This window comes from Streptomyces sp. NPDC025793, from assembly GCF_055558375.1.
This window is the reverse complement of record NZ_JBVHMR010000007.1, coordinates 190,624-215,352: the sequence shown is the minus strand read 5'-3', so window position 1 is coordinate 215,352 and position 24,729 is coordinate 190,624. Positions and strand designations below refer to the sequence as shown.

Annotated in this window: 26 protein-coding genes and 1 pseudogene; 11 read left to right on the top strand and 16 right to left on the bottom strand. The window is 71.9% G+C overall.

Annotated elements, in window-relative coordinates:
- Positions 1–759: pseudogene (locus ACZ4MF_RS16840) on the top strand (DEAD/DEAH box helicase); the annotation flags it as partial.
- 115 nt (positions 760–874) lie between these two features.
- Positions 875–1,801 carry an alpha/beta fold hydrolase gene (locus tag ACZ4MF_RS16835; protein ID WP_467492748.1) on the top strand — a complete coding sequence of 309 codons (927 nt, stop codon included), beginning with the start codon at positions 875–877 and terminating at the stop codon, positions 1,799–1,801.
- A gap of 88 nt (positions 1,802–1,889) precedes the next feature.
- On the opposite strand, the gene ACZ4MF_RS16830 is transcribed toward ACZ4MF_RS16835, so the two are convergent.
- The 3 genes from ACZ4MF_RS16830 to ACZ4MF_RS16820 all read right to left on the bottom strand — a co-directional run bounded on the left by ACZ4MF_RS16830 (position 1,890) and on the right by ACZ4MF_RS16820 (position 5,260).
- Complete coding sequence (locus tag ACZ4MF_RS16830; protein WP_467492747.1) at positions 1,890–2,939, bottom strand: PhlD; 1,050 nt, start codon at positions 2,937–2,939, stop codon at positions 1,890–1,892.
- Positions 2,940–3,072: 133 nt separating this feature from the next.
- On the bottom strand, positions 3,073–3,888 hold the full coding sequence (locus ACZ4MF_RS16825) for an MmyB family transcriptional regulator (protein WP_467492746.1): 816 nt from the start codon (positions 3,886–3,888) through the stop codon (positions 3,073–3,075).
- A 466-nt stretch (positions 3,889–4,354) separates the two neighbouring features.
- Positions 4,355–5,260: an NYN domain-containing protein gene (locus ACZ4MF_RS16820; protein ID WP_467492745.1), complete on the bottom strand. Its 906-nt coding sequence runs from the start codon at positions 5,258–5,260 to the stop codon at positions 4,355–4,357.
- A 163-nt stretch (positions 5,261–5,423) separates the two neighbouring features.
- Between ACZ4MF_RS16820 and ACZ4MF_RS16815 the strand changes: the two genes are divergently transcribed.
- Complete coding sequence (locus ACZ4MF_RS16815) at positions 5,424–5,600, top strand: hypothetical protein (protein WP_177235293.1); 177 nt, start codon at positions 5,424–5,426, stop codon at positions 5,598–5,600.
- Between the two features lie 48 nt (positions 5,601–5,648).
- On the opposite strand, the gene ACZ4MF_RS16810 is transcribed toward ACZ4MF_RS16815, so the two are convergent.
- From ACZ4MF_RS16810 to ACZ4MF_RS16800, 3 genes are all read right to left on the bottom strand, one after another.
- Positions 5,649–6,254, bottom strand: a complete 606-nt coding sequence (locus ACZ4MF_RS16810) for a MarC family protein (protein ID WP_356029073.1) — start codon at positions 6,252–6,254, stop codon at positions 5,649–5,651.
- A gap of 68 nt (positions 6,255–6,322) precedes the next feature.
- Positions 6,323–7,180 carry a PHP domain-containing protein gene (locus tag ACZ4MF_RS16805; RefSeq protein WP_467492744.1) on the bottom strand — a complete coding sequence of 286 codons (858 nt, stop codon included), beginning with the start codon at positions 7,178–7,180 and terminating at the stop codon, positions 6,323–6,325.
- Positions 7,181–7,251: 71 nt separating this feature from the next.
- On the bottom strand, positions 7,252–7,893 hold the full coding sequence (locus ACZ4MF_RS16800) for a DUF6758 family protein (RefSeq protein ID WP_467492743.1): 642 nt from the start codon (positions 7,891–7,893) through the stop codon (positions 7,252–7,254).
- A 140-nt stretch (positions 7,894–8,033) separates the two neighbouring features.
- Here ACZ4MF_RS16800 and ACZ4MF_RS16795 point away from each other — a divergent pair, with 140 nt between their 5' ends.
- The gene (locus ACZ4MF_RS16795) at positions 8,034–9,233 is read left to right on the top strand and encodes an MFS transporter (RefSeq protein WP_467492742.1); all 1,200 of its coding nucleotides are present in this window, start codon (positions 8,034–8,036) and stop codon (positions 9,231–9,233) included.
- A 41-nt stretch (positions 9,234–9,274) separates the two neighbouring features.
- Here the strand turns inward: ACZ4MF_RS16795 and ACZ4MF_RS16790 are convergent, their stop codons facing one another.
- Complete coding sequence (locus ACZ4MF_RS16790) at positions 9,275–9,859, bottom strand: suppressor of fused domain protein (protein WP_467492741.1); 585 nt, start codon at positions 9,857–9,859, stop codon at positions 9,275–9,277.
- A gap of 418 nt (positions 9,860–10,277) precedes the next feature.
- On the opposite strand from ACZ4MF_RS16790, the gene ACZ4MF_RS16785 reads away from it, so the two are divergent.
- Positions 10,278–11,399: a magnesium and cobalt transport protein CorA gene (locus ACZ4MF_RS16785; protein WP_356029081.1), complete on the top strand. Its 1,122-nt coding sequence runs from the start codon at positions 10,278–10,280 to the stop codon at positions 11,397–11,399.
- A gap of 23 nt (positions 11,400–11,422) precedes the next feature.
- Complete coding sequence (locus tag ACZ4MF_RS16780; RefSeq protein WP_467492740.1) at positions 11,423–11,965, top strand: hypothetical protein; 543 nt, start codon at positions 11,423–11,425, stop codon at positions 11,963–11,965.
- Between the two features lie 25 nt (positions 11,966–11,990).
- Here the strand turns inward: ACZ4MF_RS16780 and ACZ4MF_RS16775 are convergent, their stop codons facing one another.
- Positions 11,991–12,758, bottom strand: coding sequence for a hypothetical protein (locus ACZ4MF_RS16775; RefSeq protein WP_467492739.1), 768 nt, complete (start codon positions 12,756–12,758; stop codon positions 11,991–11,993).
- 237 nt (positions 12,759–12,995) lie between these two features.
- On the opposite strand from ACZ4MF_RS16775, the gene ACZ4MF_RS16770 reads away from it, so the two are divergent.
- Genes ACZ4MF_RS16770 through ACZ4MF_RS16760 form a run of 3 tightly spaced genes read left to right on the top strand, consistent with a single transcriptional unit; the run spans position 12,996 to position 16,066 of the window.
- On the top strand, positions 12,996–14,294 hold the full coding sequence (locus tag ACZ4MF_RS16770) for a magnesium transporter MgtE N-terminal domain-containing protein (RefSeq protein WP_467492738.1): 1,299 nt from the start codon (positions 12,996–12,998) through the stop codon (positions 14,292–14,294).
- Entirely contained in the window at positions 14,284–14,889 is a 606-nt protein-coding gene (locus ACZ4MF_RS16765) for a DUF1003 domain-containing protein (protein ID WP_467492737.1), read from the top strand. Before ACZ4MF_RS16770 ends, ACZ4MF_RS16765 begins: the two co-directional genes overlap by 11 nt.
- 43 nt (positions 14,890–14,932) lie before the next feature.
- A complete protein-coding gene (locus ACZ4MF_RS16760) occupies positions 14,933–16,066 on the top strand; it encodes an Mrp/NBP35 family ATP-binding protein (RefSeq protein ID WP_467492736.1) in 1,134 nt (377 codons plus the stop codon).
- An 84-nt stretch (positions 16,067–16,150) separates the two neighbouring features.
- Here the strand turns inward: ACZ4MF_RS16760 and ACZ4MF_RS16755 are convergent, their stop codons facing one another.
- From ACZ4MF_RS16755 to sigE, 5 genes are all read right to left on the bottom strand, one after another.
- A complete protein-coding gene (locus ACZ4MF_RS16755) occupies positions 16,151–16,816 on the bottom strand; it encodes a hypothetical protein (protein WP_467492735.1) in 666 nt (221 codons plus the stop codon).
- Positions 16,817–17,045: 229 nt separating this feature from the next.
- Positions 17,046–17,522, bottom strand: coding sequence for a sec-independent translocase (locus tag ACZ4MF_RS16750; protein WP_467492734.1), 477 nt, complete (start codon positions 17,520–17,522; stop codon positions 17,046–17,048).
- Positions 17,523–17,606: 84 nt separating this feature from the next.
- Positions 17,607–19,355 (bottom strand): S1C family serine protease, encoded by a 1,749-nt coding sequence (locus ACZ4MF_RS16745; RefSeq protein ID WP_467492733.1) that lies wholly within the window; start codon positions 19,353–19,355, stop codon positions 17,607–17,609.
- 135 nt (positions 19,356–19,490) lie between these two features.
- Positions 19,491–20,567: a zf-HC2 domain-containing protein gene (locus tag ACZ4MF_RS16740; RefSeq protein WP_467492732.1), complete on the bottom strand. Its 1,077-nt coding sequence runs from the start codon at positions 20,565–20,567 to the stop codon at positions 19,491–19,493.
- Positions 20,564–21,274, bottom strand: coding sequence for an RNA polymerase sigma factor SigE (gene sigE, locus ACZ4MF_RS16735; protein ID WP_356029101.1), 711 nt, complete (start codon positions 21,272–21,274; stop codon positions 20,564–20,566). The genes ACZ4MF_RS16740 and sigE overlap by 4 nt, the downstream gene beginning before the upstream one ends.
- Positions 21,275–21,508: 234 nt before the next feature.
- On the opposite strand from sigE, the gene ACZ4MF_RS16730 reads away from it, so the two are divergent.
- Positions 21,509–22,207, top strand: a complete 699-nt coding sequence (locus ACZ4MF_RS16730; RefSeq protein ID WP_467492831.1) for an O-methyltransferase — start codon at positions 21,509–21,511, stop codon at positions 22,205–22,207.
- Positions 22,208–22,315: 108 nt separating this feature from the next.
- On the opposite strand, the gene ACZ4MF_RS16725 is transcribed toward ACZ4MF_RS16730, so the two are convergent.
- The gene (locus ACZ4MF_RS16725) at positions 22,316–22,483 is read right to left on the bottom strand and encodes a DUF3117 domain-containing protein (RefSeq protein ID WP_003985072.1); all 168 of its coding nucleotides are present in this window, start codon (positions 22,481–22,483) and stop codon (positions 22,316–22,318) included.
- Between the two features lie 371 nt (positions 22,484–22,854).
- Here ACZ4MF_RS16725 and chcB point away from each other — a divergent pair, with 371 nt between their 5' ends.
- Positions 22,855–23,658 (top strand): 2-cyclohexenylcarbonyl CoA isomerase, encoded by an 804-nt coding sequence (gene chcB / locus ACZ4MF_RS16720; protein ID WP_467492731.1) that lies wholly within the window; start codon positions 22,855–22,857, stop codon positions 23,656–23,658.
- Positions 23,659–23,662: 4 nt separating this feature from the next.
- Here chcB and ACZ4MF_RS16715 read toward each other — a convergent pair whose 3' ends face one another.
- Both ACZ4MF_RS16715 and ACZ4MF_RS16710 read right to left on the bottom strand, forming a co-directional pair.
- Complete coding sequence (locus tag ACZ4MF_RS16715) at positions 23,663–24,259, bottom strand: DNA-3-methyladenine glycosylase I (RefSeq protein WP_467492730.1); 597 nt, start codon at positions 24,257–24,259, stop codon at positions 23,663–23,665.
- Complete coding sequence (locus ACZ4MF_RS16710; protein ID WP_467492729.1) at positions 24,256–24,612, bottom strand: DivIVA domain-containing protein; 357 nt, start codon at positions 24,610–24,612, stop codon at positions 24,256–24,258. The genes ACZ4MF_RS16715 and ACZ4MF_RS16710 overlap by 4 nt, the downstream gene beginning before the upstream one ends.
- Positions 24,613–24,729 lie beyond the last annotated feature (117 nt).

Genomic DNA, 24,729 nt, shown 5'->3' with positions numbered 1-24,729 from the left:
CCGGAGACGACCGACACCCCCGAGGCCGAGGCCAAGCCCCGCCGCACCCGCAAGACCGCCGCCACGGCCGAGGCCCCGGAGGCCGAGGCCAAGCCGCGCCGCACGCGGAAGACGGCAGTCGCCGCGCCGGACGCGACCGACGCCCCCGAGGCCGAGGCCAAGCCGCGCCGCACGCGGAAGACGGCAGTCGCCGCGCCGGACGCGACCGACGCCCCCGAGGCCGAGGCCAAGCCCCGCCGCACGCGGAAGACGGCCGCCACAACCGCTGTCGAAACCGCCGAGGCCACGGAGACCAAGCCGCGCCGCACCCGCAAGACGGCAGCCGCCGCCCCGGAGACGACCGACACCCCCGAGGCCGAGGCCAAGCCCCGCCGCACCCGCAAGACCGCCGCCACGGCCGAGGCCCCGGAGGCCGAGGCCAAGCCCCGCCGCACGCGGAAGACGGCAGCCGCCGCGCCGGACTCGACCGACGCCCCCGAGGCCGAGGCCAAGCCGCGCCGGACCCGCAAGACGGCGGCCGCCGCGCCCGAGGCCGCGGAAGCGGAGGCCAAGCCCCGCCGCACCCGCAAGGCCGCCGCCACGGTCGCCGACGCGGACGGTGCCGTCGAGGCAGCCGCTCCCAAGGCACGCCGGACCCGCAAGGCCGTCGCCGAGGTGGCCACCGCCGAGATCCCGGCGCAGGCCACCGAGGAGCCGGAGGCCAAGCCGCGGCGCCGGACCCGTAAGGCCACGGCGGTCGTCGAGGCAGCCGAAGGCTGATCCGGAACGCCCGTCACCGACGGCCCGGCCCACTCCCCGTGGGCCGGGCCGTCGCGTATCCGGCGTAGCCACTCCCGCTCCGTTCCGTGTGCCGCCCGACCGATAGCCTCTCCCCATGAGCAGGCCCGCCACCTTCGTCCCGCCCCCCGGTGCCCGTGCGTACGCGCTGCGTACCGCGCGTGGGGAGTTCGCCGTCGTCGACGCGCCCGTGGCCGACGGGGTGGAGCCCCGAGGGGTCGCGCTGTTGCTGCCGGGGTTCACCGGGAGCAAGGAGGACTTCAATCCGCTGCACGTGCCGCTCGCGCGGCGCGGGTACCGGACGGTGGCCGTCGACGGGCGCGGGCAGTTCGAGTCCGCCGGGCCCGAGACCGATGAACGCGTCTACGCCCAGGCCGAGTTGGCGCAGGACGTGCTCGCGCAGGCGGAGGCCGTCGGAGCCGGGAGCCCGGTGCATCTGCTGGGGCACTCGCTCGGCGGGCAGATCTCGCGCGCGGCCGTGCTGCTGGACCACGCGCCCTTCCGGTCGCTGACCCTGATGGCGTCGGGCCCGGCGCAGATCTCGCCGTCCCAGCAGCAGCGCGTGAAGCTGTTGCGGGACGCGCTCGCGGTGATGGACATGGCCGACGTCTGGGACACGATCCAGTCGATGGAGACGCCCGAGGAGACCGAGACGGCCGCGCTCGACGGCGGACTCGACGACCGGGACGATCTGCGGCGCCGCTGGCTGGGCACCAGGCCCGCCCAACTCCTCGCCACCGGACGCCAGTTGTGCACGGAGCCGGACCGGGTCGCCGAACTGGCCGCCCTACCGCTGCCGTTCCATGTGCTGTCGGGCGACAGGGACGACACCTGGCCGCTGCCGCTGCTCGACGCGATGGCGGTACGGCTGCGGGCCCGGCGCACAGTCGTCGCGGACGCGGAGCACTCGCCCAACACCGACCGGCCGCTCGCCACGGCCGAGGCCATCGCCGACTTCTGGGACGCGGCGGACGGGGCGGACGCGACGGGCGCGGCGGACGTGCCGCCCGTGGCCACCGTATGAGCCGCTGACGCAGGACGACTGCCCTGCCCCGACGGGGGATGCAGAGCAGGACAGCCGTCTTCAGTGTGCCACTTCTGACCGCCCTGTCCTAGTCGGTCCACGTGGCGTGCAGGGCGCAGACGCTGAAACCGGGGCCGTAGGCGACGATCAGGGCCTGCTCGCCGTCGGCCGGAGGGCGGCCGTGGGTGCGTTCGAGGACGCGGAGAACCGATACTCCTCCGAGGTTTCCCTCTTCCGAGAGGGTGTCGAGCGAGTGGCGGGCGTCGTCCTCGGTGAGGCCGAGGGCCGTGGCGGTGTCCATGATGATCGGCCGGGAGCCGGGATGGATGACCGGGACCGTTACCGGGCGGTCGCCCAGCCAGTCGACCAAGGCAGGGATGACGTGCCTGGCCCCGCCCAGCGCGGCCTTGGTGGAGTCGAAATGCAGGCCGCTGCCGTCGATACGACCCGCGTAGAAGTCGAGCGAACCCGGCAGGACGTACTCGAACAGTCCCTCCGGGCTGTCGAGGGTGAGGCCGGGGCCGAGGGGCTCGTCGCTGACGACGGTGGCGGCCGCGCTGTCACCGAACAGCGCCTTGTAGATCATGTGCTCGATCCTGGTGTCCGTGTGGTTGTAGGCCGCGGACAGCACCTCGGCGGCGACGACGAGGACGCGGGAGCCGGGGTGGAGCAGCGCCTGCTCCACCGCGCGGACGAGGGCGGTGGCGCCGCCCGCGCAGGCCCCGGTCGTCAGGGCGGTGCGACGGACGGTGGGGCGCAGGCCGAGCCGGTCGACGAGGTGGATGTCGAGGTTCGGTACGGCCCAGCTCGTGGCGTGGGTGGTGATCAGGCCGGTGATGTCGCCCGGTCCGAGGCCGTGGCTGCGCATGGCGGAACGGGCCGCGCGCTCCGCCATGTCGAGAGAGTCGGCGAAGGCCCGGGGCGCGCGCTCCCCTATGGAGGCGGTACCGCCGACGGTGGGCGAGTTCAGCGGTTGGGTGAAGTACCGGGTCTCGACACCGCAGTTGCCGAGGACGCGGAGGATCGCGCCGAGGCGCGGATGGTCGGGGTGGTGGGTGCGGATGTCGTCGGCTATCTCGCCCGTGGTGACCTTGTGCGCGGCGAGGGCCGTGCTCGGGCGGGCGATCTTGACGGGCATGGGTCCCCCCTAGGACGCGTAACCTGGTGGAGGTCAAAGTACGGCAAAGTTGGCTGGTTCGTTTCCCTGCCGTCCAGGTCATGCTCTCGCGCTACCCGTCAAACGCGGGCAAAGGAAGGGGATTTCAGCGCGCTCAGCGAGCTTGAAGCATCGGAGGACGCTGACTTGATCGCCGTGCACCTGGCCGAAAAATGAGAATCATGAACCTCGCCCCGGGGGCCGACATCGGCTGCGCCACGCACATCGTCACCCAGCCCGGACCGTCGGCCGCGTGACAGATCGGCCGTTCGTCGCCGTCGGGGTGGACCGAAGCGCCGCCCACTTCGTACAGCGGGCGGGCGAGGGGATCACCGAGGAGTTCCCGCTCGATCTCACGCAGCACCTTGTCGTCGGGGCGCTGCGCGAGCGCGGCCTGGAGCTGGGGCATGACGAGCGGCGCCCACGCGTTCGGCCAGTCGGTGAGCTGCTCGCGACCGTCGATCAGCATCCAGCGCATGGTGTTCTCGGGGGCCCGCCCGGACGCGAAGAGGCGGTGGAACTGCTCGTTGCAGGTGAGCAGGTTCCAGGAGGCGTCGGTGACGTAGGCCGGGTGCGTCACGGCGGCGACGGCATCCTCCCAGACGGAGGGGACGGCGTTGCCGCTGGTGTCGTAGAGCGGGCTGGGCGGGTCCTCGCCGCGCGCGTACCGGCACAGCGAGATCCACTCCTGCTCGTTGAGCGCGAACAGGCGGGCTATGTCGCGCAGCAGGTCGACCGGCGCGTGGGGATACGTGCCGGATTCCAGGCGGTGGTACGTGCCGAAGGCGCGGTTGACGAGCTGGTCGACCTGGTGCTGGGACAGGCCGGGGGCACGCCGGCCGGGTCCGGTGGGGCGCGTGAGGCCGTGGGCTTCGGGGGCGATGAGTGCGCGTCGGTCTTTGAGCAGGCGTTTCAGTGCTCGTTTGTTCACTGGTGCTGATCCCCCGGCGTTGTTGACAGTCAGTCAGTGTAATTAATGGTGTTGGCTTTACTCCGAAAGATCTCCCGTAGAAAGCGTGTAGGTGAGTCCTGCATGCTCGGTGGTGCGCGGCGCTGGCCTGCCAGTGTGCTCACCAGTGACCACGTGGATACACCCCCTCGCGGGCACTGGCTGGAAATATTCGAATTACCGGCCGGTTTTCGCGGATGGGCCACAGGAAGAAAGCCGGGTGAGCTACCGGTTCACGCCTCCGCTTCCCGCAAGGGAACCACAGGGCGGGCTCCGCATCACCGCCAGTGCACCACTGGCGCAGCCCCGGCGGCCAGACTGCGGCCGGTGCCCTCCCGCCCCACACCAGGGGACTCGGCACCGGCCGCCGACGTGCCACGACCCGCCGACGCGTCGCCGCCCGCCGACGCATCACCATCAGCCGACGCGTCCGCCCGCCGGCGCCGCATCAGTACTGCGCCTGCAGGTGCTCCCAGAATCCGTCGCGCAGGGCGCGGCGCAGATCGGCCTGGCCGCGCAGGGAGTACTGGAGCAGGCCCTCGGCCTCGACCAGCAGGTCCTGGTCGACGGAGCCGGGCAGGTAGGGGTGGCCGGGCAGCAGCTCGACCAGCGCGTCGCGGCCCCGGGAGGCCAGCCACTTCGCCGCGATCTGGGCGCCGACGAAGCGGACGTCCTCGCGGCTGGGCCGGGCCCCGGCGGAGGCGTCGTACGCGGCGGCGGTTCGGCGCGAGACGTACGGCTTGAAGAACTCCAGCTCGAAGGTGCGCTGGCTGTCGACCTCCCAGAGCAGGGGCTCGGCCTGGTTGCGGCCGTCGGGCGCCTCGATGCCCCACAGGTGGACCCGGGCGCCGTAGCCCTGGGCCGCCTCGACCGCCGAGACCAGGTCCTCGTCCCCGCCGAGGAGGGCGGCGTCGCTGATGGCGCGGTGGCGGGCCAGCGACTCCAGGTCCGAGCGGATCAGCGAGTCGACGCCCTTCTGCTGGTTGTTGGCGTTGAGGTTGCCGAGGCGGACCTTGACGTCGGGCAGTTCGGCGATGGTCTGCTGCTCGGCGGTGTGGATGCGGCGGCGGGCGCCGTCGTACCAGTAGACGCGCAGCAGCCGGCTGTCCGCGAAGATCGTGCGGGCCTTGTCGATCAGCGCGTCGATCAGCCCCTCGGCGTCGAGGTCGAAGGCCCGGCGGTCCTCGGTGCCGGCGACCAGCCGGCCCGCGGCCGCGTACAGATAGCCCGCGTCGACGAAGATCGCGTGTGTGGAGGGCGTCTTCGCCACTTCGGCGAGCATGCGCTCCAGCAGCTCGTTCGTGCGGTCGATGCGGGCGGCCAGGGCCGCCGGGTCGTCACTCATCGCCCCCATTGTCCCGGTGGTCACACTGCGAACACAACCGGTCCCGATCGGTTCCTTACCCGCTAGTAATTAGTCGTTCGAAAAATTTCTTTAGCGTAGGGAATGTTTGTAACATGAAGCGCGTTGACTAGGGCGTACGACAGCAACGTCACCAGTAGTTCTCCGCAGGAGGATGACCAGACGAAGGGAGAAGCCCGTGCGCTTCGAGATCAGGCGACTCGACGAGGTCGACGGCACCACCGTGGACTGCACCGTCGTGGACGCCGCCTCCGTCAACCGGATCGTTCAGCAGGCCGCCGCCATCGGACAGCGCCTGTGGATCCGCCCGGCCGAGACCCCGGCCTCGTAACGGGACGACCGCACTCACACTTTCCGGGGGAGCCGGGCCGAGGACGGCTCAGCTCCCCCGGATCACCTGAGTGATCCCGTTGATGATCTGCTGCACGGCGATCGCGGAGAGCATCATGCCCGCGAGTCGCGTCACGAGGACGACACCGCCGTCCTTGATGACCCGGATGATCAGCAGCGAGTAACGCATCACCAGCCACAGCACGACGTGGATCGCGAGGATCGCGGACCACACGGAGATCTGCGTGGCCACACTGCCGGCCTTCTGCACGGCCAGGATCACGGACACGATCGCCCCGGGCCCGGCGAGCAGCGGCATGCCGAGCGGCACGAGGGCGACGTTCACGTCCTTCGTCTGCTTCGGCTCGTCGGTCTTGCCGGTGAGCAGGTCCAGCGCGATCAGCAGGAGCAGCAGACCGCCCGCGATCATCAGCGCGGGCACGGACACGTGCAGGTAGTTCAGGATCTGGTGCCCGAGTACGCCGAAGACGGCGATGACTCCGAACGCCACGCAGACGGCCTGGAAGGCCATCCGCTTCTGCACCTTGCCCGGCCGTCCGGCGGTCAGAGCGAGGAAGATCGGGGTGATCCCCGGGGGATCCATGATGACAAAAAGGGTCAGGAACAGGGAGCCGAAGACGGCGATGTCGAACATGCGGAAGCAGGCCTTGCGGAAAGAAGTGATACGGGCGTGAGTCGGTGGGGCCGGTGCCGGTGCCGGCCTCAGGCTCCGCCGGTGCCCGGCACCGGGAACGCGCCGGTGGCGCGTCGCGTGATCTCCCCGTACACCTCGGGGTCGGTCGTGCAGGCGCCGAGGGCGACGGTCTTGCGGCTGCCGTGGTAGTCCGAGGAGCCCGTGACCAGCAGGTCCAGGTCCTTCGCGAGCCCACGCAGCCGGTCGCGCGCGTCGGCGTCGTGGTCCATGTGATCGACCTCGACGCCGTCCAGACCGGCCGCCGCCATCTCGGCGATGCGCGCCTCGGGAACGGTCCGGCCCCGCTTGGCGGCGGCCGGATGCGCGAAGACACAGACCCCGCCCGCGTTTTTGACCAGCCGGATCGCCTCGAAGGGGTCGGTCTCGTGCTTCTGGACGAAGGCCCGCCCGCCGTCGGCCAGCCACTCCTCGGTGAACGCGTCGCTCACGGTCGGGACGACGCCCAGCTCGACGAGCGCGGTGGCGACGTGCGGCCGCCCCACGGAACCGCCGGCGGCGATCCGCTCGACCTGCTCCCAGGTGACCGGCACCCCGAGGTCGTTGAGCCTCGCGACCATCCCCCGGGCGCGCGGCACCCGGTCGTCGCGCACCAGCTCCCGCTCGGCGAGGAGCGCGGGCTCCTCGGGGTCGAAGAGGTAGGCCAGCAGGTGCATGGACACGCCGTCGACACGGCAGGACAGCTCGGCCCCGGTGACCAGGGTCAGCCCCGCGGGCAGCGCGGCGATCGCCTCGCCGTACCCGCGCGTGGTGTCGTGATCGGTCAGCGCGACGACGTCCAGCCCGGCGGCGGCAGCGTTCCGCACCAGCTCGGCCGGGGTGTCCGTACCGTCGGAAGCCGTGGAGTGACAGTGCAGATCTATACGCACAAGGACTCCAGACACCGACGATTCAAAGGGGGGACAATCGATGGTACCGGTACTTCGAGCCCCCAAGAGGCCTACGGCCGAAGCAAGCGCGGCGACAACGCCCCACAGGGCACCAGATCCAGCTCCGCCCCCGCGTCCCGCAGATCCGTCAGCACCAGCTCGTCGTACATGAGCAGCCCGGACTGCTCGGGCCACATCACCGCCCACAGCCACATGCCGAGCGCCTCGCCCGCGAAGACCGCGCGGTCCTCGGGGGTGCGGAAGACGTGCCAGAGCGGGGTCGGGCGGCCGACGGCCAGCACCTTGGCGTCGGGTGGCTTCTCGATGTTCATGTACGGCCCCGGGTCCGGGCCGTCGATGCCCGCGTAGCGCGCGCCGAGGCCGACGCCGAGCTCCTCGGCGACCAGGACGAGTTCGGCCGGGCCGCCGAGCGGGCCGGGACCGGTGCAGGCCACGGCGCTGGCGCGGCCCCCGCTGCGGTCGTCGCCCGCGTAGGCCACCCCCGTGAAGAGCCAGCCGACCGGCAGCGGCCAGGGCATCCACACCGGGACGTGGGTGCGCGGCACAACGGCGGCGAGGGCTTCGACGCTGGGCGGGATCACGGGCTGCAGCGGATACACCGTGCCGTGCACGTCGCACTGCCACGAATCGGCGAAGAGACCGGGCGCCCTGACCCGGCCACCACACCTCGGGCAACTGGGTTCGCCCCTCATAGGGCCCCACGGTCCTACCCCTGCCCGCCCACGTCAAGGACGATCACCCGTCCGGACGGAACCCTTGACGCGAGCAACTGTATGCATATTACATTTATTAGGCGAACTAACTTAGTCGGAAGAGGCAAGGGGAGACACAGATGGACCTGTTGCGACAACCGAAGGCCGTATGGGCCACGGCCGGCGCCTCCGTCGTCGCCTTCATGGGCATCGGACTCGTCGACCCGATCCTGCCGTCCATCGCACGGGGCCTGCACGCCACGGCCGGCCAGGTGTCCCTGCTCTTCACCTCGTACTTCCTGATCACCGCGGTGGCGATGCTGCTGACCGGCTTCGCCTCCAGCCGGATCGGCGGCCGCAGGACCCTGCTGCTCGGCCTCGCCCTCGTCGTCGTCTTCGCGGGCCTGGCCGGCACGTCGGACACCGTCGGCCAGCTGGTCGGCTTCCGGGCGGGCTGGGGCCTCGGCAACGCCCTGTTCGTGTCGACCGCCCTCGCGGTCATCGTCGGCGCGGCGGCCGGCGGGAGCGCGGCGGCGATCCTGCTGTACGAGTCCGCGCTCGGCCTCGGCATGGCCTGCGGCCCGCTGCTCGGCGCGATCCTCGGCAACGTCAGCTGGCGCTACCCGTTCTTCGGGACGGCCACGCTGATGGCGATCGGCTTCCTGTGCATCACGATGTTCCTGAAGGAACAGCCGAAGCCGGCCCGGAGGACCTCGGTGCTCGACCCGATCAGGGCGCTCGGCCACGGCGGCCTCGCCTCGGCGGCGGTCTCCGCCTTCTTCTACAACTACACGTTCTTCACGGTGCTGGCCTTCACGCCGTTCGTGCTGAACATGACGCCGTACCGCTCGGGCGCGGTGTTCTTCGCCTGGGGCGTGCTGCTCGCCGTCTTCTCGGTGATCGTGGCCCCGCGCATGCAGGCCCGCCTCGGCTCGCTGAAGGTGCTCGGCGGCTCGCTGGTGCTGCTCGCCGCGGACGTCCTCGTCCTCGGCTACGGCGACCACACCACGGCCGTCGTCTGCACGGTCCTGTCCGGCGCCCTCATCGGCGTGAACAACACCGTGTACACCGAGCTGGCCCTCGGCGTCTCGGACGCTCCGCGCCCGGTGGCGAGCGCGGGCTACAACTTCGTCCGCTGGTTCGCGGCCGCAGCGGCCCCCTACTTCGCGCCGAAGATCGAGGAGTGGACGGACATCCACGTCCCGTTCGTGGTCGCGGGGACCACCGCGCTGCTGGGCGCGGCGGTGGTCGTCGTACGGCGCCGCGCCCTCACCCACGAGGTGGCGGAGCGGGACGTGGCGCACGCCACGGAGGACGGCGTCAGCGCGTTCGCCAACTGACCGGAATCAGCCTCGCGTTGGTGAGTTCGGTCACGCCGGGTTCAGTCCAGCGGGACGGACGTGCGGGCCGGGTCCCTCAGGTCCGTCCCCTGGGCGAGCCAGCGTTCCTGGAGGGCCTGGGCGCCGTGCACCCGCTTCCAGGCGGCCTCGTTCGGGGTCATCGGCAGCAGCGGCAGGAACCGTACGGGATCCATCGGGTCGTCCAGCTCCAGATCCTCGACCAGCCCGCCCGGCTCGCCCACCAGCACCGAGGTGAAGGGGGCGCCGGGCCACAGTGGCTCGCCGGTGTCCAGGGAGGCGCCGGGCGTCACGATCAGACCCTCCACCTGCGGGGACGCGGCCAGCACGGCGAGCGGGCGCAGCACCTTGTCGGTGTCCGCCCGGCCCGCGCGGACCGAGAGGACCAGCTCGGCGCGAGGCCCCTTGACCGGGTCCGCGACCGCCGCCGTCGGGTCGGTCATGGGGTGCCGGGACATGCCGAGGGTGGCGTACCGCAGGAGGTCCCCCTCCCGGAACCGGAGCACCTCGACGCGGTCCGTGCCGAGGAAGGTGACGGCGGCGCGCGCGTCCGGTTCGCCCAGCGCGGTGCTCAACCGTGCCTCGACCAGAGGAAGAACATCGACCATGCGGCGAGCATAGAACTCGTCAGTGACGGGCAAAGCGGCGCCTTGACAGTTCGGGCGGCTGCTAACCTGAGCCCACGAAGAGACTCCCTCACGAGGGACCGGCCGGAGGAGGTGGGGCTGTCATGGATCGAAGTCGACCTGGTAGTACCACTCGCTCTTCCGCCCGCTGATCTGGTCTCTGGCTGGCCGCTGCCGCCTTCCCGCGCGCGTTGCCCTTCGGAAGAGCACTTCGTTTCGCCTCGCCTGATCCGTCTGATCAACGTCAGTTCCGCATCAGCAGCGAAGTCGCCACCGCGACGGTGCGGTGCTCCCCGCTTTGTGGACGTGCCGAACATCCCGTAGCCAGGACCGTCCTCATTCCGGGTGGTTCCACCCGTCGTCACGCGCTCTCGCTGCCTGCCCGCGAAGGAGCCCGCCCATGTCGATGATCCGCGACCTGCGCGCCGTGGTCCGCTCGTCGTCCCGTTCCTCGCTGCGCGGGGACACCGCCCCGTACGACACCACCCGCGACCCCGGCACCTCCTCGGCCGTCGTGGACTGCGCCGTCTACCGCGACGGCCGCCGGGTCGAGAGCGGCAAGCCGCTGAGCCCGCACGAGGCGATGCGCCAGGTGCGCCGCGACGGCGGCTTCGTGTGGATCGGGCTGCACGAGCCGACCGAGGCCGAATTCGCCGGTATCGCGGGCGAGTTCGGGCTGCACCCGCTGGCCGTCGAGGACGCGGTGCAGGCCCATCAGCGCCCGAAGCTGGAGCGCTACGACGACTCGCTCTTCACCGTCTTCAAGACCATCCACTACGTCGAGCACGACCGGCTCACCGACAGCAGCGAGGTCGTGGAGACCGGTGAGGTGATGTGCTTCACCGGCCGGAGCTTCTTCATCACCGTCCGGCACGGCGGCAAGGGCTCGCTGCGGGCGCTGCGCCACCGCCTCCAGGACGACCCGGAGCTGCTGGCCAAGGGCCCCTCGGCGGTGCTGCACGCCATCGCCGACCACGTCGTCGACGGCTACATCGCGGTCGCCGACGCCGTGCAGGACGACATCGACGAGGTGGAGACCGAGGTCTTCTCGCCGGGCCCGGGCGGCAAGGTCTCGCGCGGTGTGGACTCGGCGCGGATCTACCAACTCAAGCGCGAGGTGCTGGAGTTCAAGCGGGCGGTCGCGCCGCTGCTGCGGCCCATGCAGCTGCTGAGCGAGCGGCCGATGCGGCTGGTCGACCCGGACATCCAGAAGTACTTCCGGGACGTCGCCGACCACCTCGCCCGGGTCCAGGAGCAGGTCATCGGCTTCGACGAGCTGCTCAACTCCATCCTCCAGGCCAACCTGGCGCAGGCCTCCGTCGCACAGAACGAGGACATGCGCAAGATCACCGCCTGGGCCGCGATCATCGCCGTACCGACGATGGTGACGGGCGTGTACGGCATGAACTTCGACAACATGCCGGAGCTGCACTGGAAGTACGGCTACCCGCTGGTCCTGAGCCTCACCATCGGCATGTGCGTGGGCATCCACCGGGTGCTGAAGCGCAACGGCTGGCTGTGAGCGCCGCTCGATAGGCTGGGCGCATGACGAGCGATCTGCCCGGCCCGGCCCCCCTCGACCAGGCCCTTCTCGACCAGGCCCTCATCGAGGAAGCCGCGAAGAAGTCCGGCCTGGTCTGGGTCAGGGGCACCGGCGCCCCGGCCGCGCGTGCGCTGTGGCACGTGTGGCACCAGGGCGCGGTGTACGTGGTCGGCGACGGGCCCGGGGAGCAGCCGCTGCCGGCGCTGGTCGACGGCGGCTTCGCCGAGGTGACCGTGCGGGGCAAGGACAAGGGCGGCCGGCTCGTCACGTGCCCGGTGACCGTGACCGAAGCGACGGCCGGCTCCGAGGAGTGGGAGGCTGCCGTCGCCGAGCTGAAGGGCAAGCGCCTGAACGCGCCGGACGGCGAGGCGATGCCGGGGCGCTGGGCCCGCGAGTGCCGGGTGCTGCGCCTGACTCCGGCCGGGTCCGTGGTGCCGTTGCCCGACGACAGCCTGGCGGAGCGTCCGGTGCCCACTCCGGCGACCACCAGGGAGCCGATTCCGGCAGGGCTGCCGAAGCTGCTCGGCAGGCGACGGCGGAAGTAGTGCCGGATCCGGCGCCGGGCAGCCGCTACGACGTCGGCAACTGCCTGCCGTAGTCCACCGTGTCCCCCTGGTCCGGTTCCGTGACCGTGAAGTCCTTGCCCCAGTCCGAGAAGCTGAGCGTGCCCGCACCGCCGGCGCGGACCAGGCGGAGAGGGTAGGGGGTGCCCTGGAGGGAGACGTCGAGGGTGCCGCCGGAGCCCTGGTCGGCGGTGATGCGGATGGTGGGGGTGCCCGACTGGTCGTGGTGGCCGTCGGTCGCCAGGCTGCCGTGCAGCGTCAGCAGCCCGTCGAGCAGGACGGACTTGTCCGTGAACCCGCTGAACTTCTTGTACGCGGGGTCCCCCTGCGGCACCTTCACGTACTTGCCGTTCAGCTTGCCGGCCGTGCCGTCACCGCCGCCGTCGCTGCCGCCGTTGCCGCTGCCGCCCGCGTGGCTCCAGAAGTCCGAGTCGGCCTTCAGATAGAGCTGCTGACCGACCCGCAGCAGCTGGAAGGTCGCCCCCTGCGCGGTCACCGACCCGGTGCCGCCGTCCTCTTTCAGGCGCATGTCCAGCTGGTACGTACGGCCGCTGGTGACCACCGTGCCGGCCAGCCGTACCGCAGCCGCCCCGTCCGCCGCCGCGCGGGTCCTCGTCTGGATCTGCTCGGCGGGCAGCTTGCCCACGCCGTTGGTGCCCGCGTCCGGATCGTCGCCGCCGCAGCCGCCCAGCACCGCCACCCCTGTCACCGCCAGTGCGCAGATCGCGGTCGCCCGCGCGGTCCGGCGGGTTCGGCCCTGGGGAATCGCAGTCACCGGTGGAGCTGCCTTTCTGTCGGGTCCTGAGCGGCGTACGGCAGCGTACCGGTGCCCCGGCCGCCCGGCGGAGTCAGTCCGTCCGGACCCCCCACCAGGGCGTGTCCGACCGCCACGGGCTAGCCTGAAGCGCACCCGAGCGGGCAAATACGAGCAATTCACCGACCACTTCGTAAAGAAAGCGGAACACCCTCTTAAGGGAGATTCCCAGGCCACGTCAGCAGAGGAAGCACAGCCATGGCAGCCGGCGCCCCCCGGATCTTCGTCTCGCACCTCGCCGGGGTCCCCGCCTTCGACCCCAACGGCGATGTCGTGGGCCGCGTCCGCGACCTCGTCGTCATGATGCGCGTCGGCAGACGGCCCCCGCGCGTGCTGGGGCTGGTGGTCGAGCTGTCCACCCGGCGCCGGATCTTCCTGCCCATGACCCGGGTGACCGGCATCGAGTCCGGCCAGGTCATCACCACCGGCGTGATGAACGTCCGGCGCTTCGAGCAGCGGCCCACCGAACGGCTGGTCTTCGGTGAGCTGCTGGACCGGCGCGTGACGCTCACCGAGACCGGCGAGGAGGCCACGGTCCTCGACGTGTCCGTGCAGCAGCTGCCCGCCCGCCGCGACTGGGAGATCGACCGGGTCTTCGTCCGCAAGGGCAGGAAGGGCGGCGCCTTCCGGCGGGCCAAGGGCGAGACGCTGACCGTCGAGTGGTCGGCCGTCACCGGCTTCTCGCTGGAGGAGCACGGGCAGGGCGCCGAGAGCCTGCTCGCCACCTTCGAGCAGTTGCGCCCCGCCGACCTCGCCAACGTCCTGCACCACCTGTCCGCCAAGCGCCGCGCCGAGGTCGCCGCCGCGCTCGACGACGACCGGCTGGCCGACGTCCTCGAAGAGCTCCCGGAGGACGACCAGATCGAGATCCTCGGCAAGCTGAAGGAGGAGCGGGCGGCGGACGTGCTGGAGGCCATGGACCCCGACGACGCGGCCGACCTGCTCTCCGAGCTGCCCGAGGCGGACAAGGAACGGCTGCTGAACCTGATGGAGCCCGCCGACGCGGCCGAGATGCGGCGCCTGATGTCGTACGAGGAGCACACGGCCGGCGGTCTGATGACCACCGAACCGATCGTGCTGCGCCCGGACGCCACCGTCGCCGACGCCCTCGCCCGGGTCCGCAACCCCGACCTCTCCCCCGCCCTCGCCGCCCAGGTCTACGTCTGCCGCCCGCCCGACGAGACCCCGACCGGCAAGTACCTGGGCACGGTCCACTTCCAGCGACTGCTGCGCGACCCGCCCTACACGCTGGTCAGCTCGATCGTCGACACCGATCTGCAACCGCTCGACCCGGACGCGGCGCTGCCCGCCGTCGCCGGGTTCTTCGCCACCTACGACATGGTCGCCGCGCCCGTGGTGGACGAGGCCGGGCGGCTGCTCGGCGCGGTGACCGTGGACGACGTACTGGACCACATGCTGCCCGAGGACTGGCGGGAGCACGAGTTCCACCTGGACGACGGATACGAGGGAGAGGGGGCGGCCACGCATGACTCCTGAGCGCGAGAGCGGCACCCGCGAGCGCACCCCGGTGGGCGCGACGGCGGCCACCCGGCACCGCACGCCCCGCCTGGACCAGCCGCGCCCGCCCCGGCGCCGGTACCTGCCCGAGTGGGACGCCGAGGCCTTCGGCGTGATGTCGGAGAAGATCGCCCGGTTCCTGGGCACGGGCCGTTTCATCGTCTGGATGACGGTCGTCATCATCCTGTGGGTGCTGTGGAACGTCACCGTGCCCATGGCCCTGCGCTTCGACCAGTACCCGTTCATCTTCCTGACCCTGGCCCTGTCCCTCCAGGCCTCCTACGCGGCCCCGCTGATCCTGCTCGCGCAGAACCGGCAGGACGACCGCGACCGGGTCAACCTGGAGCAGGACCGCAAGCAGAACGAGCGGTCGATCGCCGACACCGAGTACCTGACGCGGGAGATCGCCACCCTGCGCCTGGGCCTCGGCGAGGTGGCGACCCGCGACTGGATGCGCTCGGAACTCCAGGACCTGCTGAAGGAGCTGGAGGAGCGCCAGGGCCGCAGCGACCGTGTCGTATTCCCGGCGGAACGGTCAGAACGGTCGCCGGGACGTGACACAGACGACCGCTGAGGGGCATCCCGAAGGCCCCACGCCGCGCCGTACCATCGTCCTTATGGCTACGGAAGACGCTGTGCGCGAGGCACTGGCGACGGTGAACGACCCCGAGATCAACCGCCCCATCACCGAACTGGGGATGGTCAAATCGGTGGAGATCGGTGCGGACGGAGCGGTCGCGGTCACCGTCTATCTGACGGTCTCCGGCTGCCCCATGCGGGACACCATCACCCAGCGCGTCACCGAGGCGGTCTCCCGGGTCGAGGGGGTCACCCGCGTCGACGTCACGCTGGACGTGATGAGCGACGAGCAGCGCAAGGAGCTGGCGAGCGCCCTGCGCGGCGGCCAGGCCGAGCGCGAGGTCCCCTTCGCCAAGCCGGGCAACCTCACCCGCGTCTACGCGGTCGCCTCCGGCAAGGGGGGCGTCGGCAAGTCCTCCGTGACGGTCAACCTGGCGGCGGCCATGGCGGCCGACGGCCTCAAGGTGGGCGTGGTCGACGCCGACATCTACGGCCACAGCGTGCCGCGCATGCTGGGCGCGGACGGCCGTCCCACCCAGGTCGAGAACATGATCATGCCGCCGTCGGCGAACGGCGTGAAGGTCATCTCCATCGGCATGTTCACGCCGGGCAACGCCCCGGTCGTCTGGCGCGGCCCGATGCTGCACCGCGCCCTCCAGCAGTTCCTGGCGGACGTGTACTGGGGCGACCTCGACGTCCTGCTCCTGGACCTCCCGCCGGGCACCGGCGACATCGCGATCTCGGTCGCCCAGCTGGTCCCGAACGCCGAGATCCTGGTCGTCACGACCCCGCAGCAGGCGGCGGCCGAGGTCGCCGAGCGCGCCGGCTCCATCGCCGTACAGACCCACCAGAAGATCGTCGGCGTGGTCGAGAACATGTCCGGCCTGCCCTGCCCGCACTGCGGCGAGATGGTCGACGTCTTCGGCACGGGCGGCGGCCAGCGCGTCGCCGACGGCCTGACCCGCACCACGGGTGCGACGGTCCCGGTCCTCGGCTCGATCCCGATCGACGTCCGCCTGCGCGAGGGCGGCGACGAGGGCAAGCCGGTGGTCCTCACCGACCCGGACTCCCCGGCGGGCACCGCCCTGCGGGCGATCGCCGGAAAGCTGGGCGGCCGGCAGCGTGGCCTGTCCGGCCTGTCGCTGGGGCTCACCCCGAAGAACAAGTTCTAGCCGTACGGGCACGACGTACAGCCGTACGGGAAAAGGGCGCCGAAGACCATCGGCGCCCTTTTGACATGCGGTCCCCGCGCGTGGTCACGCGTAGGCGGCGACGTCCTTCACCACGGCGAACCCGAGTCCGTACGCGCTCATGCCCCGGCCGTACGCGCCCAGGTGCACCCCCGCCCCGGTCGTACCGGCGAGCACCCAGCCGAACTCGGACTCCCGGTAGTAGAAAGAGGCCGCAACCCCGTCCACCGGGAGGGACAGCGTGGACCACTCCGGTCCGTCGAGATCGTCGGCCAGCGCCCACGCGGTCTCGGTCTGCTGCTCCAGCCAGTCGTCCCGCAGGCTGTGGTCCATCTGTCCGGGCCAGGTGAACGACAGCAGCCCCACCCCGGCCAGCCACGCCGCCGAGGACACCGAGGTGGCCTCCAGCAGCCCCGTACCGTCCGCGCTGCGCCGCGACGGCTGCGCGGCGACCGTGACCACCACCGCGAACTTCTCCCGCGGCTCACCGGCGGAGCCCGTCTCGCCGCGCACGGAGGGCTCGTCGCCGTGCCCTGTCGATCCGTGCTCGACGGAGCCGTCCGCCGCCGTGGCGACCTGCATCAGCCAGCGCGGCCCGGTGAACGCCTCGTCAAGGCCGTACCACGGGAAAGACGCCTGAAGATAACCGTCGACCGTACGCCGGGCGGAGGAGGACTGCTGTCCGCCCTCCGCGGCCGGCGCCTGTACGCCCACCCGACTCGTCGTCTCCATCTGCCCGGACGCCTCCTCGCTCTCGTCGGACCGGGGCGGCCCGCCCCCCTTCGGGCGTACTCCTCCGGTCCGCACAACAACTCGGCAGCATATCCACACGAACGAGTGCGGCAAGGCAGGCAGTCGGTGCGTGGGTCGCACGAACGGCCTGTTCAGGACGCGTACGCCGGGGGTGTGTTATGAAACGCGTCACGTGCGCGGCGCACGCCCGCGCGCGTGTCGGCGACGGTCAGGTGGCGTCCGCGTCGAAGGGCGGCCGGTCGTCGTTGCCGGGCTCCTCGGGCTTCTTGGTCATGTCGACTCGCCCGCCGGACCCGGAGTCCGAGGACGGCGAGGACGATGTCGGGGACGAAGACGACGAGGCGGACGACGAGGTCTCGGTGTCCCGGCTGTTGACGGCGTCCGTGACCTCGGCCATCTCCTTCTTCAGGTCGAAGCCGTTGCGGATCTCCTTCAGCCCCAGTTCGTCGTTGTCCAGCTGCTTGCGGATGAACGTCTTGGGGTTGAGGTCCTCGAACTCGAAGTCCTTGAACTCGGGACCCAGTTCGTTACGGATGTCCTGCTTCGCGCTCTCCGAGAACTCGCGGATCTTCCGGATCGTGCGCATCACGTCCTGGATGACCTTCGGGAGCTTGTCCGGACCGAAGACGAGCACGGCGATCACGACGATCGTGAGCAGCTCGAGTGGTCCTATGTCATTGAACACCTGACGCTCCTATTGATGTCCTCGGTCGGTCAACGGTACCCGGCGTTCCCGTCCGACCGGTACCGTCCCGAGGTGAGACTTGTGTCAGTTCTGCTCCGCCGCGCCCAGGACCAGCGGGACCTCCCGGTCGGTGCCGCCGCGCCGGACCGTCAGCCGTAGCCGGTCACCGGGCCGGTGCGCGCGGATCCTGACGATGAGCTCCCGGGCCGAGTGCACGGGCTGACCGTCGACCTCGCCGACGACGTCGCCCGCCTTCAGACCGGCCCGGTCGCCAGGGCCTCCCGGGATGACGGCGGGACCGCCGCTCGCGCTCTTGCTGTCGATGCGGGCGCCGTCGCCGGTGTACGCCATGTCGAGCGTGACCCCCAGCACCGGGTGGGTCGCCCGGCCGTCGTTGATCAGTTCCTCGGCGACGCGCTTGGCCTGGTTCACCGGGATGGCGAAGCCGAGGCCTATGGAGCCGGCCTGGGCGCCGTCCGAGTCCGAGCCGCTGTCGGCGGACCGGATGGCGGAGTTGATGCCGATCACCCGGGCCTGCGAGTCGAGGAGCGGGCCGCCGGAGTTGCCCGGATTGATGGGCGCGTCGGTCTGCAGCGCGTCGACGTACGACACATCGCTCCCGTCGCCCTTCTCGCCGCCGGCCGTGATGGGCCGCTCCTTGGCGCTGATGATCCCGGAGGTGACGGTGTTGGCCAGGTCGAAGGGGGCGCCGATGGCGACGACGGGGTCGCCGACCCGGACACCGTCGGAGTCGCCGAGGGGCAGCGGGGTGAGTCCGTGCACGCCGTGCACCTGGACGACGGCGAGGTCGTAGCCGCTGTCCCGGCCGACCACCTTGGCCTGGACGCTTTCACCGCTGCTGAACGTCACGGATATCGCGCCGCTCGATCCGGCGGGGGCGACGACGTGGTTGTTGGTGAGGATGTGCCCCTGGGTGTCGAGCACGAAGCCGGTGCCGGTGTCGGTCTGGTCGGTCCCGCTGACATGCAGGGTGACGACGCTGGGCAGGGCGCGGGCGGCTATCCCGGCCACACTGTCCGGCGCACGTCCGGCGGGCACCCGCCCGGCCTGCGGCAGGCTCACCTCGCCGTCGAGCCCCTGCCGCTCCGCGTACGCGCCGACGATCCCTCCGACACCGGCGGCGACCAGGGCGACGACCACCGTCCACCCCACCATCAGCCGCCTCCCCCGCCCGGCCGCGGCGTACTGAAGCACCCCGCGCCGAACCGCCTGCTCCTGCGGAGACCCGGGCGCCCAGGGGTCGTACCGCCCCCAGGGATCGTCATCGACCCCGCCCCGCCCACCGGGTGCGGGCGCGGGAGCACCGAGTGCGGGGGCGACGGGGGTGACAGGGGCGGGTACCTGGGCCGGGGCTTCGGGGGGTGAGGCCGGAACGCCCGGCGCGGGGGCGCCCGGCAGGGGCGTTGCTGCGCTCGGCGTGTGTGCCCCCGGTGCCGTCGGTGCGGGCGTCTGCTGGGCCGCCGGGTGCTGGACGGGCGGTGCGGGGGCCCAGGGGCCCGGCTCGCCGTACGGCGGGGTGCCGTAGGGGTCCGGGTCGTGCAGGGGCCTGGGACGCTCGGTGGGGGCCGCCCAGGCGGTTCCTCCGGGGACGGTCTCGGCCGGTGCGCCGGCCGCCCGGGCGGTGCCGTCCCCGGCCCCGCCCTCCCCGGCCCCGCCCGGCTCGGCCAGTTCGAAGTCGCCGTCGGCCGACCCGGAATCCGTCGGAACGGAGGTCCGCCCCGAGTCGCCCGGTGTGGTCTCCCGGCGGTGCTCGGCCGGCCGGTCGGCCGACGTCGGCTCCTCCCCCGGCGGGACACGGTTCCCCTCGTTCATGCTCTCCCCACAGCTGGCCGCGGCCGCACGCTTCGGCGGCGGACACGGAACGTCGACTGCGCCCCCGGGTCATCGCCGCGGGAACGGCCCTCACAGGATTCAACCAGGTTCGCGGGGCCGGGGCGCAGTGGCCGGTCAGGGGGTCTGCGGCGGTGCGGAGGGGGAGGCGGATGCCGTGGGGGACGCGGGGGCGGGGACGGGGGCGGACAGCAGGCCGAAGCCGGTCGCTCCGGGGACCGCGGACCACGCGGCGAGCGGATAGGCCACGGTGTCGTCGAGCGGACGTATCAGCGGGGAGAGGGCGGCCACGCCGGCCATCACCGGCGCCGTCAGACCGCGAAGCGCGCTGGTCTGGGCCTGTCCGGTGCCGAGGGCCGGCACTCCGGGCACCAGCGGTGCGGACATCGAGGTCGGCGCCACCGAGGTCTGTCCGAGCAGCGTGCTGCCCTGGACGGCCGCCGGGCCGGTCGCGCGGCGGCGCTGGCCGTCGGGCGTGGCCGCGCCCGAGCCGGCCGAGCGGGCCGGGACGACGCTGCCGCTGCCGCCGCGCGCGTCCGCCGTCGTGTCGGAGGGCAGGGCCGTGGTGACGCTGCCGAGGGCGACCGCGGCCAGGGACACCGCCCCGGCGGCGGCGACCGCGAACCGCAGACCGCGCGAGGCGCCGCGTCCGTCGTCCGGGCGGCCGACCGGATGGATACGGAAGCCGCGCTCGTGGTCCGCGGGGACGGCGGGCCGCGAGGGGGCGGGCACGGAGGTGCCGGGCCGGAGGGGGACGTAGCCGAGGGCGAACCGCTCACCGCGCCGGGATCCGAAGATGCCGGAGCCGCCGAGGACACCGCCCGGTACGGCGGTCAGGCCGGACGGGCCGGATTCGTCGGCTCTTGCGGCGCTCTCCTCCCGGGGGTCGCCTCCGAAGAGACCGCCGCCGGGCGGGGACGCGCCGTCGCCGCCGGGCAGGCCCTGGAGGCGGGCCAGGAAGCTCGCCGAGGGCGGGGGCGGGGCCGCCTCCGCGAACACGTTCTTCAGCCGGCGCTGGGCGTCCGCCTCCGCCTTGCACCGGGCACACGTGGCCAGGTGCGCGAGGACCCGCTCACGCGACTCGTGACCGAGCTCTCCGTCCACCAGGGCGGAGAGTCGGTCTCCCAGATGCTGTTCGGCGAGATGCGCCTTCCGGTGCGCCTTCTCCACAGGTTTCGGCCGGGATCCACTCACGCGGTCGCGCCCCCTCCTCCCAGAGCGGGGACACGGGCCACGAAGGAGCGCCGCTCGGCCGCACGGGCCTCCGGGGAGCGGTGCGCGAGGGCCTTGCGGAGCTGGGAGCGGCCGCGGTGGATACGGGAGCGGACCGTGCCGAGCTTCACGCCGAGGGTCGCGGCGATCTCCTCGTACGACAGTCCTTCGATGTCGCACAGGACGACGGCGGCGCGGAACTCCGGCGCCAGGGTGTCGAGGGCCTGCTGGACGTCGGCGTCGAAGTGCGCGTCGTTGAAGAGCTGCTGCGGGGTGGGCTCGCGGCTGGCCAGGCGCTCGGCCGCGTCCTCGCCGAGGGCGTCGAAGCGGATGCGCTGCTTGCGCCGGACCATGTCCAGGAAGAGGTTGGTGGTGATGCGGTGCAGCCAGCCCTCGAAGGTGCCCGGCGAGTACGTCGACAGGGAGCGGAAGACACGGACGAAGACCTCCTGGGTGAGGTCCTCGGCGTCGTGCTGGTTGCCCGTCAGGCGGTAGGCCAGGCGGTAGACCCGGGCGCTGTGCGTGCTGACGATCTCCTCCCACGTGGGCGGAGTCCACGCCTGCCCGTCCGCGTCGGTGGAGAAGGTCGCGGTCTGGGTCTCGCCTGCGGCGAAACCGGCGTGGTGGTCAGCAGCGGTGTCGGTCACGGATTTCGGCCTGCCCGCCGATCCGAGGAAGCGCCGCAGCACTCCGCCCCGGTCCCCGGGCGCAGCCGCACCTCCCCTGTCGGCTCTGGTGGTGTCCAGTGGAGCCCCTACCATAGCCACCTCGCCCGTTAGCTCCGGATAAGCGGTTTTACGAGAATTTGATACTTGCCGGCACGGCTCGTGCGGCTGCGTCAGCAGTTGCTCGGTGTCCTGATCCACCTCATACCCCCCGTCGCGCATCCGGCCACCGTCTCTTCCCCTTAAACGTCCGGTCCCATCTGCGGGTTCCCGCCGCCAACGGATACAGTCACGCCCAGGCAACCACGGGGACAGGAGAGGGCCATTACCGGCAACCGGCAGACGAGCTGGGCGTTCGCCGACGCCTACGTCGCCGAGGACGAAGCGCTGCTCTGGGCCCGTGACCGGGCCCGCGAGGCAGGGCTGCGCTCGGTGTCGCCGGCCACGGGCGCCGCGCTGCGACTGCTCGCCGCCTCCGTGGACGCCAAGGCCGTCGCGGAGATCGGCACGGGCTGCGGAGTGTCCGGAATCCATCTGCTGCACGGCATGCGCCCGGACGGGGTGCTCACGACGGTCGATCCGGAGCCCGAGCACCAGCAGTTCGCCCGGCAGGCCTTCCGCGCCTGCGGTTTCGCCAGCAACCGGGCGCGGTTCATCCCGGGCAGCGCGCTGGACGTCCTGCCCCGGCTCGCGGACGCGGGCTACGACCTCGTCTTCTGCGACGGCGACCGCCAGGAGTACGCGGACTATCTCGCTGAATCGTTGCGCCTGTTGCGGCCGGGCGGTCTCGTGGTCTTCGAGGGGGTATTCGCGGGCGGCCGTACGGTCGACTCCGGGCCGCAGCCGACGGAGGTGCTGCGCCTGCGCGAGCTGCTGCGCTCGGTGCGCGAGAGCCAGGAGCTGATGTCGTCGCTGCTGCCGGTCGGCGACGGACTGCTGTGCGCCGTCAAGAGGTGAGCACGGCGAGCACCCGGCCGCCGGGGCCGGGCGACGGGGCCGCGCATGCGTCTGCCCCGGCACTGCGTACGATGCCGGGGCAGGCGCAAGGACAAGATCGCGGGCGCCTCAGACGGTGACCTTCTCCAGGGCCTCACCGAGCGCCTTGGCCTCGTCAGGGGTCAGCTCGACGACGAGCCGACCGCCGCCTTCGAGCGGAACGCGCATGACGATGCCCCGCCCCTCCTTGGTCACCTCGAGCGGGCCATCGCCCGTCCGCGGCTTCATGGCCGCCATGCTCGTTCCCCTTCCTGAAACCAGCTCATCGTCTGCCGAGAGCCCTCGGAGGGCACCCGCGGTTCCGAAGCGGACACGCGACACCGGCATCGAACACATTGCTTCCCGGCCATTATCCCGCATGGCAGGACCCGATGACCAACATCAGTCGGCATCGCTTGGGCAACGCGCGCGAGCAAAACCACTCAATTCGGGGATGTGGCTGCGATACTGCGCCACCGCACCGACGCCCACCGGCGGACTCCGCTCCGTTTTTCTTTGACGCAGGTCACACGTCCGGTCCGGCCCTTGGCCCGTGATCTCCGCCATGCTGTGCTTCGTACGCGACGTACTGAGCGGTACGTCACCCGCGACCCGGAGGAAGATGTCCCATGGCAGACACCGTGCTCTACGAGGTGAGCGACGGACTCGCGACGATCACGCTGAACCGCCCCGAGGCGATGAACGCGCTGAACATCGCGACCAAGGTCGCCCTGCGGGAGGCGGCGGAAGCCGCGGCCGGGGACACGGCCGTACGAGCGATCCTGCTGACCGCGGCCGGGGAGCGGGCGTTCTGCGTGGGCCAGGACCTCAAGGAGCACATCGGGCTGCTCGCGTCCGACCGCGAGACGGGGGCCGGGCAGACGATGAGCACGGTCAAGGAACACTACAACCCGATCGTGGCGGCGCTCGCCGGGGCGCCGAAGCCGGTGGTCGCCGGGGTGAACGGCGTCGCGGCCGGGGCCGGCCTCGGCTTCGCGCTCGCCGCGGACTACCGGGTGGTCGCCGACACGGCCGCCTTCAACACGTCCTTCGCGGGCGTCGCGCTGACCGCCGACTCCGGCGTCTCCTGGACCCTGCCCCGGGCGATCGGCCCGGGCCGCGCCACCGACCTGCTGCTCTTCCCGCGCAGCATCAGCGCGCAGGACGCGCTGGAGCTGGGCATCGCCAACCGGGTCGCACCGGCGGCCGAACTGCGCGCGGAGGCCGAGAAGGTGGCGCGGGCGCTGGCCGAGGGGCCGACGGTGGCGTACGCGGCGCTCAAGGAGGCGGTGGCCTACGGGCTGTCGCACTCGCTGGCGCAGACGCTGGAGAAGGAGGACGAGCTCCAGGCCAGGGCCGGGCAGTCCGAGGACCACGCGATCGCCGTGCAGGCCTTCGTGAAGAAGGAGAAGCCCACGTACCTGGGCCGGTGAGCGGTCAGCGGGCGTGCGGACCGGTGCGGCTCACGCAGGCCTCCAAGTGGTCGTCGACCAGCCCGCACGCCTGCATGAGCGCGTACGCCGTCGTCGGGCCGACGAACTTCAGTCCGCGCTTCTTCAGGGCCTTGGACAGGGCCGTGGACTGCGGGGTGACGGCCGGAACGTCGGCGAGGGTCTTCGGGGCGGGGCGGCCGGCCGGGTCCGGGGCGTGGGACCAGATCAGCTCGTCCAGCTCCCCCTGCGCCCAGTCGGCGAGCACGCGCGCGTTGGCGAGCGTGGCGTCGATCTTGGCGCGGTTGCGGATGATGCCCTCGTCCGCCAGCAGCCGCTCGCGGTCGTCGTCCGTGAAGGCGGCGACCTTCTCGATGCGGAAGCCCGCGAAGGCCGTCCGGAAGCCCGGGCGGCGGCGCAGGATCGTGATCCAGGACAGGCCCGACTGGAAGGCCTCCAGGCTGAGCCGCTCGAAGAGGGCGTCGTCGCCGTGGACCGGGCGGCCCCACTCCTCGTCGTGGTACGACACGTAGTCCTCGGTGGACAGGGCCCAGGGGCAGCGCAGGGCGCCGTCGGGTCCGGCGAGGGCGGTTCCGTCGCTCATCGCCCCTCCTGCGGGTGTTCGGGCTTCTCCAGGTGGACGTGTGCCGCGGCGGCTCTGGCGCCGGCGAGCGCCGACTCCAGGTCGGCGATGCGGGCGTCGCGCTCGGCCAGCTCGGCGCCGAGGCGGCCGAGGGCGTCGTCGACGTCCGCCATGCGGTAGCCGCGCGGGGCGAGCGGGAAGCGCAGGCTCTCCACGTCGGCACGGTCCACCGGGCGGTCCGGGGGCAGCGGGTCCTGGAGCCGCTCCGGCGCCACCTCGGGCAGCGGGGCGCTCTCGCCGCCGCCCACCACGGCGAGTGTCACCGCGGCGACCACGACGGCCAGCGCGACGACCAGGAACAAGAACATCACCATCGCCAGGGCCCCACGCTCTCTGCCGGACACAGAAACTGTCAGGGTCCGATCGTGCCATGCGAGTCCGACAGTTAGGGTCGCAGGCGGCCGTACTGCGGGACGTTCTGGGAGAGGTCA